14 protein-coding genes are annotated in these 15352 nt (G+C 50.8%); 8 read left to right on the forward strand and 6 right to left on the reverse strand.

The features are described 5' to 3' along the window. The first annotated feature begins 76 nt into the window (after positions 1 to 76). On the forward strand, positions 77 to 979 hold the full coding sequence (locus DPV68_RS07420; RefSeq protein WP_114166134.1) for a deoxyribonuclease IV: 903 nt from the start codon (positions 77 to 79) through the stop codon (positions 977 to 979). Between the two features lies 1 nt (position 980). After that, positions 981 to 1544, forward strand: coding sequence for a hypothetical protein (locus DPV68_RS07425; protein ID WP_114166147.1), 564 nt, complete (start codon positions 981 to 983; stop codon positions 1542 to 1544). 32 nt (positions 1545 to 1576) lie between these two features. On the opposite strand, the gene DPV68_RS07430 is transcribed toward DPV68_RS07425, so the two are convergent. From DPV68_RS07430 to DPV68_RS07440, 3 genes are all read right to left on the reverse strand, one after another. Continuing rightward, entirely contained in the window at positions 1577 to 1747 is a 171-nt protein-coding gene (locus tag DPV68_RS07430; protein WP_114166135.1) for a DUF1427 family protein, read from the reverse strand. A gap of 92 nt (positions 1748 to 1839) precedes the next feature. After that, entirely contained in the window at positions 1840 to 4005 is a 2166-nt protein-coding gene (locus DPV68_RS07435; RefSeq protein ID WP_114166136.1) for an RNA degradosome polyphosphate kinase, read from the reverse strand. Beyond that, entirely contained in the window at positions 4002 to 5534 is a 1533-nt protein-coding gene (locus tag DPV68_RS07440; RefSeq protein ID WP_114166137.1) for a Ppx/GppA family phosphatase, read from the reverse strand. Before DPV68_RS07440 ends, DPV68_RS07435 begins: the two co-directional genes overlap by 4 nt. Before the next feature lie 178 nt (positions 5535 to 5712). On the opposite strand from DPV68_RS07440, the gene DPV68_RS07445 reads away from it, so the two are divergent. Genes DPV68_RS07445 through DPV68_RS07460 form a run of 4 tightly spaced genes read left to right on the forward strand, consistent with a single transcriptional unit; the run spans position 5713 to position 9182 of the window. Further along, positions 5713 to 6471: a metal ABC transporter ATP-binding protein gene (locus tag DPV68_RS07445; protein WP_114166138.1), complete on the forward strand. Its 759-nt coding sequence runs from the start codon at positions 5713 to 5715 to the stop codon at positions 6469 to 6471. After that, a complete protein-coding gene (locus DPV68_RS07450; RefSeq protein ID WP_114166139.1) occupies positions 6468 to 7331 on the forward strand; it encodes a metal ABC transporter permease in 864 nt (287 codons plus the stop codon). Before DPV68_RS07445 ends, DPV68_RS07450 begins: the two co-directional genes overlap by 4 nt. After that, positions 7318 to 7728 carry a Fur family transcriptional regulator gene (locus tag DPV68_RS07455; protein ID WP_114166140.1) on the forward strand — a complete coding sequence of 137 codons (411 nt, stop codon included), beginning with the start codon at positions 7318 to 7320 and terminating at the stop codon, positions 7726 to 7728. The genes DPV68_RS07450 and DPV68_RS07455 overlap by 14 nt, the downstream gene beginning before the upstream one ends. 56 nt (positions 7729 to 7784) lie before the next feature. Continuing rightward, complete coding sequence (locus tag DPV68_RS07460; RefSeq protein WP_114166141.1) at positions 7785 to 9182, forward strand: NAD(P)H-hydrate dehydratase; 1398 nt, start codon at positions 7785 to 7787, stop codon at positions 9180 to 9182. A gap of 30 nt (positions 9183 to 9212) precedes the next feature. On the opposite strand, the gene DPV68_RS07465 is transcribed toward DPV68_RS07460, so the two are convergent. Together DPV68_RS07465 and ispG are read right to left on the reverse strand one after the other, a co-directional pair. Further along, complete coding sequence (locus DPV68_RS07465; protein ID WP_232819551.1) at positions 9213 to 9794, reverse strand: 5' nucleotidase, NT5C type; 582 nt, start codon at positions 9792 to 9794, stop codon at positions 9213 to 9215. Positions 9795 to 9865: 71 nt separating this feature from the next. Further along, positions 9866 to 10987 (reverse strand): flavodoxin-dependent (E)-4-hydroxy-3-methylbut-2-enyl-diphosphate synthase, encoded by a 1122-nt coding sequence (gene ispG / locus DPV68_RS07470; protein WP_021065716.1) that lies wholly within the window; start codon positions 10985 to 10987, stop codon positions 9866 to 9868. Between the two features lie 271 nt (positions 10988 to 11258). Between ispG and DPV68_RS07475 the strand changes: the two genes are divergently transcribed. Then, complete coding sequence (locus tag DPV68_RS07475; protein WP_232819552.1) at positions 11259 to 12890, forward strand: methyl-accepting chemotaxis protein; 1632 nt, start codon at positions 11259 to 11261, stop codon at positions 12888 to 12890. An 8-nt stretch (positions 12891 to 12898) separates the two neighbouring features. Here DPV68_RS07475 and DPV68_RS07480 read toward each other — a convergent pair whose 3' ends face one another. Then, positions 12899 to 13375: a hypothetical protein gene (locus DPV68_RS07480; protein ID WP_232819553.1), complete on the reverse strand. Its 477-nt coding sequence runs from the start codon at positions 13373 to 13375 to the stop codon at positions 12899 to 12901. 181 nt (positions 13376 to 13556) lie between these two features. Between DPV68_RS07480 and DPV68_RS07485 the strand changes: the two genes are divergently transcribed. Beyond that, on the forward strand, positions 13557 to 15200 hold the full coding sequence (locus DPV68_RS07485) for a Na/Pi cotransporter family protein (RefSeq protein ID WP_114166143.1): 1644 nt from the start codon (positions 13557 to 13559) through the stop codon (positions 15198 to 15200). Positions 15201 to 15352 lie beyond the last annotated feature (152 nt).

Raw genomic sequence — 15352 nt, forward strand, 5'->3', positions numbered from 1 at the left:
AGAAGGATCGACTTCGTGGAGTCGATTCTTCTTTTTGTGTACACTAAGGACAGATGAGAATGAAGGAGAAATGACTATGTTAAAAATTGGTTCCCACGTTTCAGTATCCGGCAAGAAGATGTTGCTCGCTGGCAGTGAAGAAGCCGTCTCATACGGCGCCAACACGATGATGGTATATACGGGTGCGCCACAAAACACGCGGCGCAAACCGATCGAGGATTTAAATATCGAGGCGGCGCTCGCCCATATGGCGGCGCACGACATCGACGAGATTGTCGTCCATGCCCCGTATATCATCAACTTGGGCAATACGACGAAACCGGAGACGTTCGAGCTCGCCGTCTCGTTTTTGGCCGCCGAGATTAAACGGGCCGAGGCGCTCCAAGTCGCACGCCACGTCGTGCTTCATCCTGGCGCGCATGTCGGTGCAGGGGAAGCCGTCGGCCTCGCCCGAATCATCGAAGGCTTGAACGAAGTACTCACCGGCGACGAGACGGTCAGCATCGCGCTCGAAACGATGGCCGGAAAAGGCAGCGAACTCGGCAAGACGTTCGAAGAACTGGCAACCATCATCGATGGGGTGACGCATAACGACCGCCTCTCGGTCTGTTTCGACACGTGTCACGTCCATGACGCGGGTTACGACCTCGTCGGCGACTTGGACGGTGTCATCAATCAATTTGATCGAATCGTCGGATTGGACCGTCTCGGCGTCATCCACGTCAACGACTCGAAGAATGTGCGCGGTGCGAAGAAAGACCGCCACGAGAATATCGGCTATGGCGAGATCGGTTTTGACACGTTGAACCGAATCATCCACCACGAGGCGTTCACCCACTTGCCGAAGATTTTAGAGACGCCGTATATCCCGATCAGTGAGAAGATGAAAGTGGCACCGTATAAGCAAGAGATCGAGATGTTCCGGGCGAACCGGTTCGATGCCGAATGGCGCGAACAGTTCACGCTCGCGTACCAGTAAGATGAATATCATCCGAATCAATCCGAACGAGTATGACGTCTGGTCCGCGCTCCCGATATACTTCCAGGAAGCGAGCCCATTTTATGTGGAAGGCCGGCACGAGGAAGGGACAGCTTGGATTGAGATTCTCGGGCACGGCATCGTGGCCGAAGTCGAAATCATGCTCGTCGAAATGACAAGACGCCCGGCCGACCGCTATTGGCGGACGGAGGCGGGACCAGAGGCGAAGGCGTATAGCCTTGTCGACGTGGTCGGTCTTGATTTCCATCATCCGTTGCTTCAATCAGGGATGTACGAGGAAGACACGGACGCTGTCATCCGCACCAAATGGGAGCAAGGGTACCGCGTCCCGTCTGCCAAGTGGACCCGGGAGACATTCACTGCCCACTTGACCGAAGAGCAGGCAGTGTCACAACTCGCCCCGACGGCCGTCTGTGAAGCGTGCGGAGATGACTTGAACCGTTTCGGGCCGGTCGGGATTCGTTTGATGGAGTATCATCTCGAAGCAGAGCGCGGCACGTGGCTCTGCCCGACGTGTCACAAAGCGAGACATTATGATATGTAAAAAACGAAGCCGGTGGGCTTCGTTTTTTACAATTAAAATGGCCAGTTCGCTAGTGCGAATTGATATACCTTCATTCCAAGAAACACTCCGAAGATACCGACGACGCCCGGTAAGACCGGCGGTGCAGGGAGCGGCAACTTCAAGGCCGTGAAAATCATGCCACAAATGAGACCGGCAAGCAATGACAATAGGATTTCTTGCATGAATAATTCCTCCATAATCGAAATGAAAACGCTTTATTAACAGGTGACCGAATTCATTATACAATGTTCATTCTCGTTTGAGAAGTCTAACATCAGTCATCTGTCATTTTCTCGTTTTCAGCTCGTAAGCGAAGGACTTCCCGTTCAGCCCAGTTCGACGGTTCGCGCTCAAACACGCTTGGAATGTTGTTCCAGCGACCGCCAGTATATTGATGGATAATGATTTGTGATTGAATCTGCTCTTGTCCGGCCTCTTGTTTTATATAGGCGTAACTCCCGTCAGCACGTTGGATTCGGGCTTTCACGTTATCGACGAGTTGCAGGGCGAGCATGTCTTTAATGTAGGATTTATGGCTCGCGTCGAGGATTGGGAAGAGAATCTCGATTCGTTTGCGCATGTTGCGCGTCATCCAATCGGCTGATGAGCAATATAAATCTTCTTTCCCATTTTGATAGAAATAGAAGATACGCGAGTGCTCCAAATACCGGTCGATGATGGAGATGACCCGGATATTATCGGAGATGCCTTTGATTCCGGGACGCAAACAACAGATGCCGCGGACAATTAAATCGATTTTGACCCCGGCCTGCGAAGCGTCATATAGTTTCGTGATAATCGGTTTGTCGGTAATCGAGTTCATTTTGGCGACGATGCGGCCGTTTCCGTATTTCTCATGCAGTTTAATCTCTTCGTCAATCTTTTGAAGGAAGAAATCATGCATGTCGTCCGGCGACGTCTCAAACTTGTGCCATGATGGGCGTTCACCGTAACCGGAGAGCCAATTGAAGAAGTTGGTCGCATCTTCGGCGAGCTCTTCGTTCGTCGTCAACAAACCGATATCCGTGTACAATTTGGCGGTCGAGTCATTATAGTTACCGGTGCCGAGATGGAGGAAGCGCTGTAAGACCCCGCCCTCTAAAATCCGGACGACGAGTGTGATTTTCGAGTGAGTCTTTAGTTCTTTATAACCATAAATGACGTGGGCGCCGGCCTTTTCAAGTTGTTTCGCCCATTGGATGTTCTTCTCCTCATCGAATCGGGCCTTCAATTCGACGAGGACGGTCACTTGTTTCCCGCTCTCAGCGGCGTCGGTTAACGCTTTGATAATCGGTGAGTCGCCGGAGACACGGTAGAGCGTCTGTTTGATGGCGAGTACGTTCGGATCTTTGGCAGCTTGAGCGATAAAGCGGACGATCGGATCGAACGAATGGTACGGGTGATGGAGCAAGTAATCGCGTTTGAGGAGCGCTTGGAACAAGTCTTTCCCCGGCTCAAGTCCTTCTGGGACGAACGGGATGAGCGTCTCGTTAATCATGTCGTCATACTCGATGCCAATCTTGTTATACACTCCAAACAGGAACGTTAAATCGATTGGGCCGTCGACGAGGAAGATGTCGCGCTCGTGCAAGTCAAGCACGTCCTGTAGCATGAACAATAGCTGTTTACTGAGCGACCGTTGCTGAACCTCAAGGCGAATCGCGACACCATAACGCCGTTTCTTCAACTCTTTTTCAATCTGTTTCAGAACATCGCGGCTGCCTTCCTCGTGAAACGGCATATCGGCGTTTCGTGTAATTCGGAACGGCATCGTCGACTCGACTTCAAATCCTTTGAACAACGAGTCGATGAACTGAATGATGACGTCCTCGAGCAAAATCAAATCGGTATGGTCCTCGTCTTCTGTCGGCAGTTCTAGATAACGCGGCAACACGGCCGGCACTTGGACGAGCGCGAGCCGTTTTTTCCCTTCAGCGGTCGAGGCAATCTCGACGGCAATGTTAAGTGACTTGGACAACAACATCGGGAACGGTCGGTAGGCGTCAACAGCAATTGGTGTCAATACCGGGAAAACATGGGTTCGGAAGTATAACTTGACGAAGTCGAGCTGTTCTTTGTTCAAATGTTTCGGCCGTAAAAAGCGCACGTTCTCTGTATGAAGTTGTTTGATGATTTTTTTGTACGTCGCGTACTGAACTTCGACGAGTCCCTGTGCTTTGATTGAAATTGCCTTGATTTGCTGTTTCGGCGTCAGCCCGGCCTTGTCTTCCGGTCGATTGAACCCGGCGAGCACTTCGTCTTTGAGTCCCCCAAAGCGGACCATATAAAACTCATCAAGGTTCGAGCTGAAGATCCCTAGAAACTTCAAACGTTCCATGAGCGGATTTCGTTCGTCCATCGCTTCTTGTAAGACACGTTCGTTAAAGCTCAGCCAGCTGAGCTCGCGGTTATTGAAATGTTCAGGTAAATAAACAGTCATGACTCTCTCTCCTCCACGTATAACTCGATTGTCTGGTCGATTGCACGTTCCAAATGTTTTTTATGACGAATGCCACGTTGCACTTCGAATCGGGGTGAGGTGTTCGTATGAAGCGTCAAAATAAGACCATCGTTTGACGATGAGACGTCAATGTCCTCCACGACTTGGCGTTCAGTCAAATCGAGCGCGTCGACGAGCTTGACAATCGAGCCGAGCAGTTCTAAACTCTTCATCATTTTTGAATCGAACCATTGCGGGAAACCTTCAATATGTTGTTCGAGCAGACGACGCGATTTATAAGACGTGACTAAGGCGAGCGCTAGACGGTCTTCATTGTTCATTCCTTTAAAGTCGTTCGTCGTAATCAAGTGGAACGTGTGGTCACTCTTATTGTTATGGTCGATATATTCTCCGACGTAGGCGAGGCGACAGGCCCCTTCTAATAGGCCGGGTTCGAACGGTTTCGGTTTGATTGCCTTCGTCTCGATCAGGCCGGTATAAATTTGGCGAGCCAAATGAATCAAATGCTTGTGACGGGCCGGGTCGACGTCATATTGTTTCTCGAAATGACGAAAACTTTCTTCTTTGACGTCACCGAAACGGACGCGGTTGTTTTCTTTTAAGTAATATTCGTAGAATAAGCCCTCACGCAGCCCGTTGTTGCTCATCATGAACTCTGGTACTTTCAAATATTTCGCCAGTTCATCGATGGCGGTAACGGCCGGGGCGATGATGTCCATGCGGTCTTTCGACAATCCATCAAGCCGGCTGAGCTGTTTACTCGACATGTCGATGAGCTCATCCACGACGTCATGCAAGCGATCGGCGCCAATCGTGTATTGATGGATGCCTTCGAGCGGGAACAAAGACAGCGATTGTTCGACCCGGACGAGGTTTCGGGCCGTTCCGCCGACCCCGACGAGCGGTACGCCGCGCGGTACGAGCCAATCGATGTCTTTGAACGACTTTTTCAAAAACGCCGTCAGTTGCTTGCGCTCGTCTTTCGTGAGTGTGTCACCTTTCATGAAGTCCTCGGTCAATGTGACCGCCCCGAACGGGAAACTGTGATAGAAGACGAGTTCACGGTCCTGGAAGTACGTCACTTCCATCGATCCGCCGCCGATATCGACCGAGTACCCATCCTCGATATACGTCGAGTTGATGATGGCCGAGTAACCGTAGAACGCTTCCTCGTAGTCGCTTAATAGTCGGATCTCCATGCCCGTCGCTTGCTGCACTTCATCTAAGATTGCGGCGGAATTGCTGGCGTTACGGATGGCGGCGGTCGCGACCGGCAACACTTCTTTTACTTCATGATAATCGTTCAACCAGCGGAAATGGTTGAGTGTTTCGATGAGCGTATGGATGCCATCCTCGGACAGTTCATTTTCCTCGGTGACATGGCTTGATAATCGGGCCACTTCTTTCACATTCAGTCGTTCAAAATACTGGCCGTGACCGTTCACTTCAAAAATGACGTTACGAATCGAGTTGGAACCGATATCGATGACTGCTAGTTTTTTCTCCACGGAAAAACCCCCTCTGCGTTATCTCTAGTGTACAACGAAGATCATCAAATTACATACGGATTTCAGTTCATGCACCACCAATCGGCTCATACTTGAAGCGAGGACTGATATTCTGTATAATACAGACGCCAAGCAAGTAGAAATGATTACGATTTATCACACGAGAGAAGGGTAGCTTATGACGACATCCGTCGTAAAATTAGATCATGTTTCCTATCATTACGATGGGACCGCCGCGCTACAGGACGTGTCCATCGAGATTAAACAAGGCGACTTTGTCGCCGTCGTCGGGGAGAACGGTTCCGGCAAATCGACGCTGATTCGGACGATTCTCGGATTGTTATCGCCGCAAACCGGCTCGGTCGAGCTGTTCGGCCGTCCCCAAGGACAGTTCAAAGACAAGTCTCGTATCAGTTACGTTTCCCAAAAAGCCGCGTCATTTAACTCAGGATTTCCGGTGACGGTCGAGGAAGTCGTCGCCATGGGCCGGTATGGACGCCTTGGTCTGTTCAAACGATTGAATATCGAAGACAAGGCGGCCATCCAAAATGCGCTCGAGACGGTCAATATGTGGCAGTTTCGGCATCGGAAGATTGGCAGTCTGTCCGGCGGACAACAGCAACGCGTCTTCATCGCTCGGGCGATGGTCAATCAGCCGGACCTGCTTATTTTGGATGAGCCGACGGTCGGGGTCGACCAAAAACATTTGCGCGATTTTTATGAGGTGCTCCATCTGTTGCGCGAGCATACGTCATGCACGTTCATTCTCGTGACCCACGATTTGAACGTCGTCACCGACCTCGTCACGAAAGTCATCCATCTTGACCACGGGCGGATGGCGTGCAACTGTGGATTGAAAGAATATAGTGAGCTCGGCAAGTTGACGGCGATTAAACCGTATCCGGTCAAAATGCTCGTCCATGAAGGTACGACATGATCACCGATCTGTTCACGTACAGCTTTTTACGTTATGCGTTCATCGCAGCCGTCGTCATCGGGTTCACCGCTCCGCTCATCGGCTCGTTCGTCGTCGTCAGGCGGATGAGCTTGATTGCCGACGCATTATCCCATATGACGCTTGCCGGAATCTCGTTCAGTCTGTTCCTCGGACAGTATATTCTGCTGTTCAGTGACTTGAACCCGCTTTACTTGGGGACGCTCGTCTCCGTACTCGCCGCGCTCGGCCTCAATTGGCTCCGCGGAAAATACGTCCATTTCCAAGAACTGTCGATTCCAATTATGATGTCGGCCGGGATGGGGCTCAGCGCCATCTTCATCTCGCTGTCGCGCGGTTTTTCCATCGATTTGTCGACATTGTTGTTCGGCTCCATCTCCGCGGTCAGCCAATCGGATATTTGGTTGATTCTGGCAGTGGCCGGGATCACGTTGCTCGTCATCGTCGTGTTCTATAAACAGTTGTTGTTCTTGTCGTTCGATGAAGAACAGGCGAAAGTGTCCGGTTTGCCGAGTACGATGCTACATGTGTTGTTCATGTTCGTCGTCGCGCTCGTCATCGCCGTCAGCATGCGCATCGTCGGTACGCTCCTCGTCTCCAGTCTCATCACGTTGCCGGTTGCGGCTGCGCTCCGGTTCACGAACAGCTTTAAACAGACGATCCTTTGGTCGATTGTCTTCGGCGAAATCGCGACAATCGGTGGCCTCGTGCTCGCCTACGAACTCGACGTCGCCCCGGGCGGTGTCATCGTCTTGCTCGCCGTCATGATTTTAGCGATTGTCATGCTGGCCGAACGGATTGGCCTTGCTCGGAAAAAGGAGGTTCGTTATGAAGGAAACTGAACAGTTGACCCGTCTGAAGGCCTCGTCGCTCAAAGTGACACCGAAACGAATCGAGATGTTTGCCTTTCTCGCGGCGGAAGAGCGATACGTGAGTGCCAAGGACGTCCTCGACTATATGCGCTCGAAACATCCGACGATGAGTTTTGACACGGTGTACCGCAACTTGAAATCGTTCGCCGAGGAAGGCTTGCTTGAAGCGACCGAGTTGAACGGGGAGAAGGCGTTCCGCGTCACATGCGGCGCCAATCATCACCATCACCACCTCATTTGTCGTGGTTGCGGCAAGACGAAACTGCTCGAGCTCTGCCCGATGCGCTACGTCGAGACGCTCGATCCTGATTTTGAGGTCGTCGATCATAAATTTGAGATTTACGGGTATTGTAAACAATGTAAGTGACAAAGGGATTGTGTCGACAATCCCTTTTTTGTCGAATCAAGAGAGGAGGAGTCGACATGATTTACACAGCAGCCGAAATCAAGCAGGCCGATGAGACGGCACTCCAAAGAGGGATGCCCGCTGACGTCTTGATGGAGCGGGCAGCGTCAGCTATGGCGGCGCGCCTGACCTTCCCGCCAAAATCGACCGTACTCGTTGTGTGTGGCGCCGGTAACAACGGGGGAGACGGCTGGGTCATCGCACGCGAATTGGCGCATCGAGGTCATGCGGTCACCGTCTATGCCCCGTTCGGACAGCCAAAAGCGGAGGAAGCGAAACGGCACGCGACATACGCCCGAGAGTTTGTCACGGTCACGGATGAGCCACGCGATGCCGATCACATGATCGATGCGTTGTTCGGGGTCGGTTTCCATGGACCAGTCAGCGGGAAGGCAAGGGACGTCATCACATGGATGCGCGAGCAACAAGCGCCAATCATGGCCGTCGATGTCCCGTCCGGTGTCCCGAGTGACGACGCACTGGCGTTTGACGGGCACGCGGTCGAGGCAGAAGTGACATTTTCGCTCCATGGCTATAAGCGGAGCACTTTTTTAAAACGGACCGCTCCATATTACGGCAAGGTCGAGGTCGTTGAGATCGGGTTGCCGCACACGTCAACATGGCGTGTACTGACCGCTTCAGATTTTGACCGTTCCCTGCTCGAGCGGGGAACATACAGTCATAAAAATACGTACGGGCATGGTCGCCTGATTGGCGGAAGTCGGCATTTGATCGGAGCACCGTTTTTGGCAGGACGGGCGGCGCTCAGGACCGGAATCGGACTGCTCGATTTGGTCATCCCGAATGAAGCACTTACGCTCGCCTCGATTCTGCCGGAGGCGATGTATTATGAACTTGACGAGTTGCCAGACAAAAACTATGCCGCGACGGCGATCGGACCGGGCCTCGTCGACGATGCGCGACTTGCTCACCTATGGGAAACTGTAAGCCGTACCGAGGCACCGCTCATCGTGGATGCCGGAGCATTGACGAAAGAGCATCTCAAATCGTCAGGACCACTCATACTGACGCCGCATCCGGGTGAATTAGCCCGATTAACGGACAGGTCGGTCGACGAGATCGAAGCAGATCGCTTTCGGATCGCCTCTGAATTTGCAAAGACGCACGGGGTCCATCTCATCTTGAAAGGGACACATACGCTCGTTGTCAAGCCGGATGGTACCGGAGCGGTCAATACAGTCGAGGCGTCGGCGCTCGCGAAAGGCGGCAGTGGGGACGTATTGACAGGAATGTTGCTCGCGCTTTGGGCGAGGACGGACCGAATCCAACCCGACAAGTCGCCGAATGAGCAAGCCGTGCTTTGGCACGCTCTGGCGGCGAAAGAGGCGAGTAAACAAATTCATCCCGCAAGTATCTTGGCAACCGATCTTATCGAAGCAATCGGGCGCATTTAAAAAGAGGAATCCATGAAGGATTCCTCTTTTTTAAATGGTGATCGAATTTGTCGCCGCGATGTGGCGTACGATATGCTGAGCCTCGTTCCAAGAGGTGATTCGTTTTACACCGGTTGGCAGTGGCTTCCGATTATACGGGGCGTCGAACAATAGCACGGGGATCGATGTCTGTTCGTGGATGGAAATCGCGTTCTCATAACGGTCCTCCATGAACAAGTCGAGCTCGAGCTGTTTGACGACACCGACCTTGTCGTGGCTTCCTGTCATGATGAGCGAGTCAAGTGGAAGGTCGTGTTGCCGAATCCACTCCTCGGTAACGGCGCGTACGGCCTCACTCCGAGCCGTGACGTAATGGATGCAGTGGGCCTGACGCATGTTCCATAGGACGGTGTTCACTTCAGAGTGGGGAAGTGAGCGTCGATAGATCGCCTCCTCGTGGCCTTGTTCAATCATGAAGCGCCAAAACGCCTCTTGTGTCATATCGGTATAGGTGTGCAACTCGTATTCGGTCGCTTGATGATAATCGATGGCGTACCCGAGCGCATCGTTCATATAGTGAAAACAACTTTGCGGATCCGTGACGGTTCCGTCGAGGTCAATTCCAATGTGCATGTGCGTCCCTCCTTGCTCATAGCCCTTATTGTACCAAAAGCCCGCTCGGTTGCAACCGAGCGGGCGAAGGATTAGTTAGATTGGTTGGCGAGCTCTTGCTCTTCGAGTTCACGAGCGGCCAATTTTTCGGCGACGATGGCGTCGATTTCTTTTTTCAACTCTTCGACCATCGTAGCTTCCGGCACTTTTCGGATGATCTTCCCGTGTCGGAAAAGCAAGCCTTCGTTGCGGGCACCGGCGATGCCGATGTCGGCTTCACGGGCCTCACCTGGTCCGTTGACCGCACAGCCAAGGACGGCGACTTTAATGTTGACGTTGATGTTTTGGATATACTCTTCGACTTCTTTGGCAATCGAAATCAAGTCGATTTCAATGCGACCACATGTCGGGCATGAGATGAGTGTCGCTGCGTTAGCCGCAAGACCGAACGACTTGAGCACTTCTTTGGCAACTTTAATCTCCTCGACCGGATCGTCTGATAGCGAGACGCGGACCGTCGAACCGATTCCGAGCGAGAGAATCGCGCCGAGGCCGGCCGCTGACTTGAGTGATCCCGAGAAGAGCGGGCCGGATTCCGTGATTCCGACGTGGAGTGGGTAATCGAACGTTTTGGCTGCGAGCGTGTACGCTTCGAGGGCCAAGTTTACGTCAGATGCTTTGAGCGAGATGATCGTGTTATAGAAGCCAAGATCTTCTAAAATTTTGACGTGGTGCATGGCACTCTCGACCATCCCTTGGGCTGTCGGGTAACCGTATTTCTCGAGGAATTGCTTTTCGAGCGAGCCGGCGTTGACACCGATGCGAATCGGGATGCCTTTCGCTTTGGCGGCATTGACGACCGCTTCGACTTTCTCACGGCGGCCGATGTTACCCGGGTTGATGCGAATCTTATCGACACCGCTCTCAATTGCTTTAAGTGCTAATTTATAGTCGAAGTGAATATCGACGACGAGCGGGATATTGATGCGGCTCTTGATTTCAGCGAGGGCATCGGCCGCACGCTCGTCAGGACAAGCGACGCGGACGACTTGGCAGCCCGCTTCTTCGAGACGCAAGATCTCAGCGACAGTCGCTTCGACGTCATGAGTTTTCGTTGTCGTCATCGATTGGATGACGACTTCGTTCGATCCACCGATAATGAGGTTACCGACACGGATTGGACGGGTTAAAGAACGATGTAAAATTTCTGACATATACGTAATCTCCTTCTTTTGGAAAGGTTCCAATCGATATAAGATGGTTAGTTTCCTTCTTATCATAACGAAATGTTTGTGAAAAAGCACCCGGCAAGCGCTTGATCAGTGTGCTCTTACAAAACGCTAACGTTATCTTAACAGATGCTTCATAATTTTCCACCGTCTGAGGACCGATATATAGGAAGAAATGACCCGTGAAAAGGTGGAATGCTTAATGGTGAAACGATTTAAAAAATTCTGGAGCAGGAATCGACGGTCAGAGAGGACAATGAGTCGACGCTTGCTATGGACGTTGATGCCCGTCATGCTCGTCCTCTTTTTAACGGCATTCGGATGGTTTGCTTTAAAGGCAGAACAGTTATTGACAAGCGAAGTCGAAAAGAGGCTTCATCGGGAAGCGACGGTCATACGAGAAACGGTCAAGACGACGTATGGAGCCTATATCACAAATGAAAAAGTGCTGAACCGAGCTTTGAAGTCGATGTATATGCAACAGGCTTCTATTTTATCCGCTGACGGTCTAGAGGCCAGTCAGTATTTATTGCGTGATAATGAAGTCGAACAATTGAGTGGTCGACAAATCAAAGATCGTTTTGTAAATCGTCCGGACGAAATCATAGCAAATGACGTAAATGTCAGTGAGCAGTCGGATGTATTTATTGTAACGGTACCGATTCCTGAGCTGAAGGCTCACTATGCGATTGTCGTCACGAAACAATCCGTATTGGGGACGATGTGGAACTTACGAGAGCTCGTTTTCATCGCCATCACCGTCATGCTGGTCATGATGATTGGCTTATTCTCGTTCATGATCCGCCGGGAAATCAAACCGTTGACGGCATTTGCGGTACGGCTTCGTGAATCAGTGGCCACGCGGTCGTTCTCAGAGGTCGAACTTCACGCCAAATCGTTTGAAATGCGAAGTTTGGAACGAGAGTACAATACGTTTATCGGATTATGGAAACGTTCGTTGTTAACGATGCTCGAGACGTCGACCGCCTTTGAATCAAGCCTTCCGGTGTTTATGCAACAACTTGAAGCGAATCAACATCAAGTGACGGGGTTCAAGCAAGTTGCCGCTACCGTCGCATCGACGAGTCAATCTTATCAGTCGTTCACGACTGAATCGACACATCGCTTTACGGATTTGGCGGGCAACGTCGGTTCGCTCGAACAAGAGATTAGTTCAATTGATCAGCGAGCGGAGGCATTAAAACAGACGATCACGACAGAGATTGAATCGTTCTCGATCGTCAAAGGAGCCAGCGATCGATTCGCAAGAAAAGCGAGTGCGGTTCAAAACCGCTTGCTTGAAAGTGAAGCAACATCAGAACAGGCGGATGAAGCGCTTCAGAAAATTTTATCCGTCGCTGCTTCGACAAAGATGTTGGCACTCAATGCGTCAATTGAAGCGGCACGAGCTGGAGAACATGGGAAAGGGTTTGCCGTAGTCGCCCATGAGGTCGGACAATTGGCCAAAATCACGAATGAATCGACCTTGTCGGCTGTGTCGGCAATTGAAGCTATTCGATTGGAACGAGCAGAAATCTTTAATGAGATGAAACGCTTTGAAGAAGATATTGTACATTTAGGCGAGACGTTGCAACGTGTTGAAGAAGGGATTGAAACCATCGATTTAGAAGTGAGAAGGCAGATGACTCAGTTCCAATCGGTCACTGAACAAACGACCGCCACCGGACATCAGTTACTTCACATGGCTGAAGCGAATGAACAGTTAAAAGAGATTGGTGTGGCACTTGAGCGAAAATTAGACGAATTATATGAAGGGGTCGAAGTTTGGTCAGACGTGCAACAGACGTTACAAGGCGCCGGGACGGACCTGGGTAAGCAAAGTAAACGATTACAAGAAGTGTTGTCTGACTTGGCACCGACGTTATAATAACCGGATCAACGCATGTGTGCGTTGTCCGGTTTTTTTGATGCCCTTGATTTGACGGGAATGTGACGCAACGGAATAGTTAAATAGATAAATGTCATGAGAACACCAAGCCAAGTCAATGAGGGCGCGGCATGGTACAAGACGATTAGGAAAAGGACTGGGATCATCGTCATCGCGACTGCGTACGGCCAAGCCTGGCGATACGGCCATGTTCGTTTCGTGAGCCATCTCGTGACGAGTTGGACGAGGATGGCGCTGAACGCGACGAACCCCATATAGAAGAAGAAGATGGCGAAGCCGTGTAAAAAGAGCCACATCGGCCAAAAGAAATCGGGTTGTAATACGATGTAATCGAGCACCGTGACCACAAGCGTCAAGATGAGACTCGCCAACATATAGGCGTGGAGCGGTGCCAAGCGGAGACGTAACGCTTGCTTGGACGGGTAAAGGCTATGGCGGATAAACTGAATCGTTGTCTTGAACATAAAAAGGAACTCCAATCTGTTATAGTACAAAACTAGAAAAACAAACAAAAATCATACAGTGGTTTAATAAAACCTTAACATTAAACCTGTTTACAGCGAATGGATGATGCAGGCATAATAAGTAGGGCAATAAAAACCAAGAAAACACAACTAATTCACAATCAAAAGGAGTACAAAAATCGTGGAATACAATTTGCAAGAAATGTTATTCATGTTTTTTGGAGGATTAGGGATCTTCCTCTTCGGTATCAAATCGATGGGAGACGGCCTCCAAAAGTCAGCAGGTAACCGTCTGCGCGACATCCTTGATAAGTATACATCGAATCCGTTCCTCGGGGTACTAGCCGGGATTATCGTAACGATCTTAATTCAATCATCGTCAGGTACGACGGTCATCACGGTCGGTCTTGTCAGTGCCGGCTTCATGACACTTCGTCAAGCAATCGGGGTCATCATGGGAGCAAACATCGGTACGACGGTGACGGCGTTCATCATTGGTTTCGACGTCGGTGCCTACGCGTTGCCGATTATCGCGATTGGTGCAATTCTCCTGTTCTTCTTTAAAAAAGAGAAGTTGCAACATTTAGGTCAAATCTTCTTCGGATTCGGGATGCTGTTTTATGGTCTTGAACTCATGGGAGGCGGGATGAAGCCGCTCCGTTCAAGCGAATACTTCATCGACTTGACGCAATCGATGAGTGACAACCCGTTCCTCGGTGTCATCGTCGGTACGGTCTTCACGGTCATCGTCCAGTCGTCTTCTGCGACAATCGGAATTTTGCAAGAATTATATGCGGGTGGGTCGATTCAACTCGACGCCGCACTCCCGGTCTTGTTCGGGGACAACATCGGGACAACGATTACAGCGGTACTCGCTTCAATCGGTGCTTCGGTCGCAGCGCGTCGTGCGGCAGCAGCCCACGTCATCTTTAACTTGATCGGAACAACGATCTTCATGATTTTGTTGATTCCGTTCACACAATATATTTACTGGATCACAAATCTTTTAGCAATCGAAGACAAGATGCAAATCGCTTTCGCTCACGGGACGTTCAACGTTGTCAACACGTTCATCCAGTTCTGGTTCATTGGAACGATCGCATGGATCGTGACGAAGTTCGTACCAGGCGAAGATTCAATCGTCGATACGAAAGCACAGCATTTGGATCCGATCTTCATCCAACAGTCACCATCGATTGCCGTCGAACAAGCGAAGTTTGAAGTCATCCGCATGGGTGATTTCGCGAAACTTGGCCTTGATGAGGCGCGTAACTACATGACGACTGGTGATAAAAAACATGCCGAGAAGTCAGCGCATATCGAAGAGGCGCTCAACTCGCTCAACTCGAAAATCACAGATTATCTTGTGAAGCTGGCTGCTGTCGATTTGACGGAACAAGAATCACAAGAACATAAGACGCTCATGCATGCGATCAATGATATTGAACGAATCGGTGACCACGTTGAAAACATCATCGAGTTGATTGATTATAAAACGGCGACACGGGTCAATCTCTCGGCCGACGCTCAAAAAGAGTTGACGGAGATGTATGATTTGACTCGTGCCACGCTTGAGAAATCGCTTCAAACGCTCGCGAGCGGCGACATGGTCGAAGCGCGTCAAGTCATCGAGATGGAAGCGAAACTCGACATGTTGGAACGTCAATTCCGTAAAAATCACGTCGTCCGCTTGAACACAGGCGAGTGTGACGGTCAAGCCGGGATGTTCTTCGTCGACATGCTCTCGAACTTGGAGCGCATTGGTGACCACGCGATGAACATCACCGAAATCACGCTTGAAGATGCAAACGAGGGAATCGTGTAATCGAATGGTCTCTCTGGCTCAAATGAGCCAGAGGGGCTTTTTTTTAGATGTGACTTTTGATTGACAGTGACGCCTGCATTCAGTATATTATTACTGTATAACAACGTGGCGGTGTAGCTCAGCTGGCTAGAGCGTACGGTTCATACCCGTGA

The sequence above is a fragment of the Exiguobacterium sp. TNDT2 genome (assembly GCF_003331145.1).
Taxonomy (GTDB): Bacteria; Bacillota; Bacilli; order Exiguobacteriales; family Exiguobacteriaceae; genus Exiguobacterium.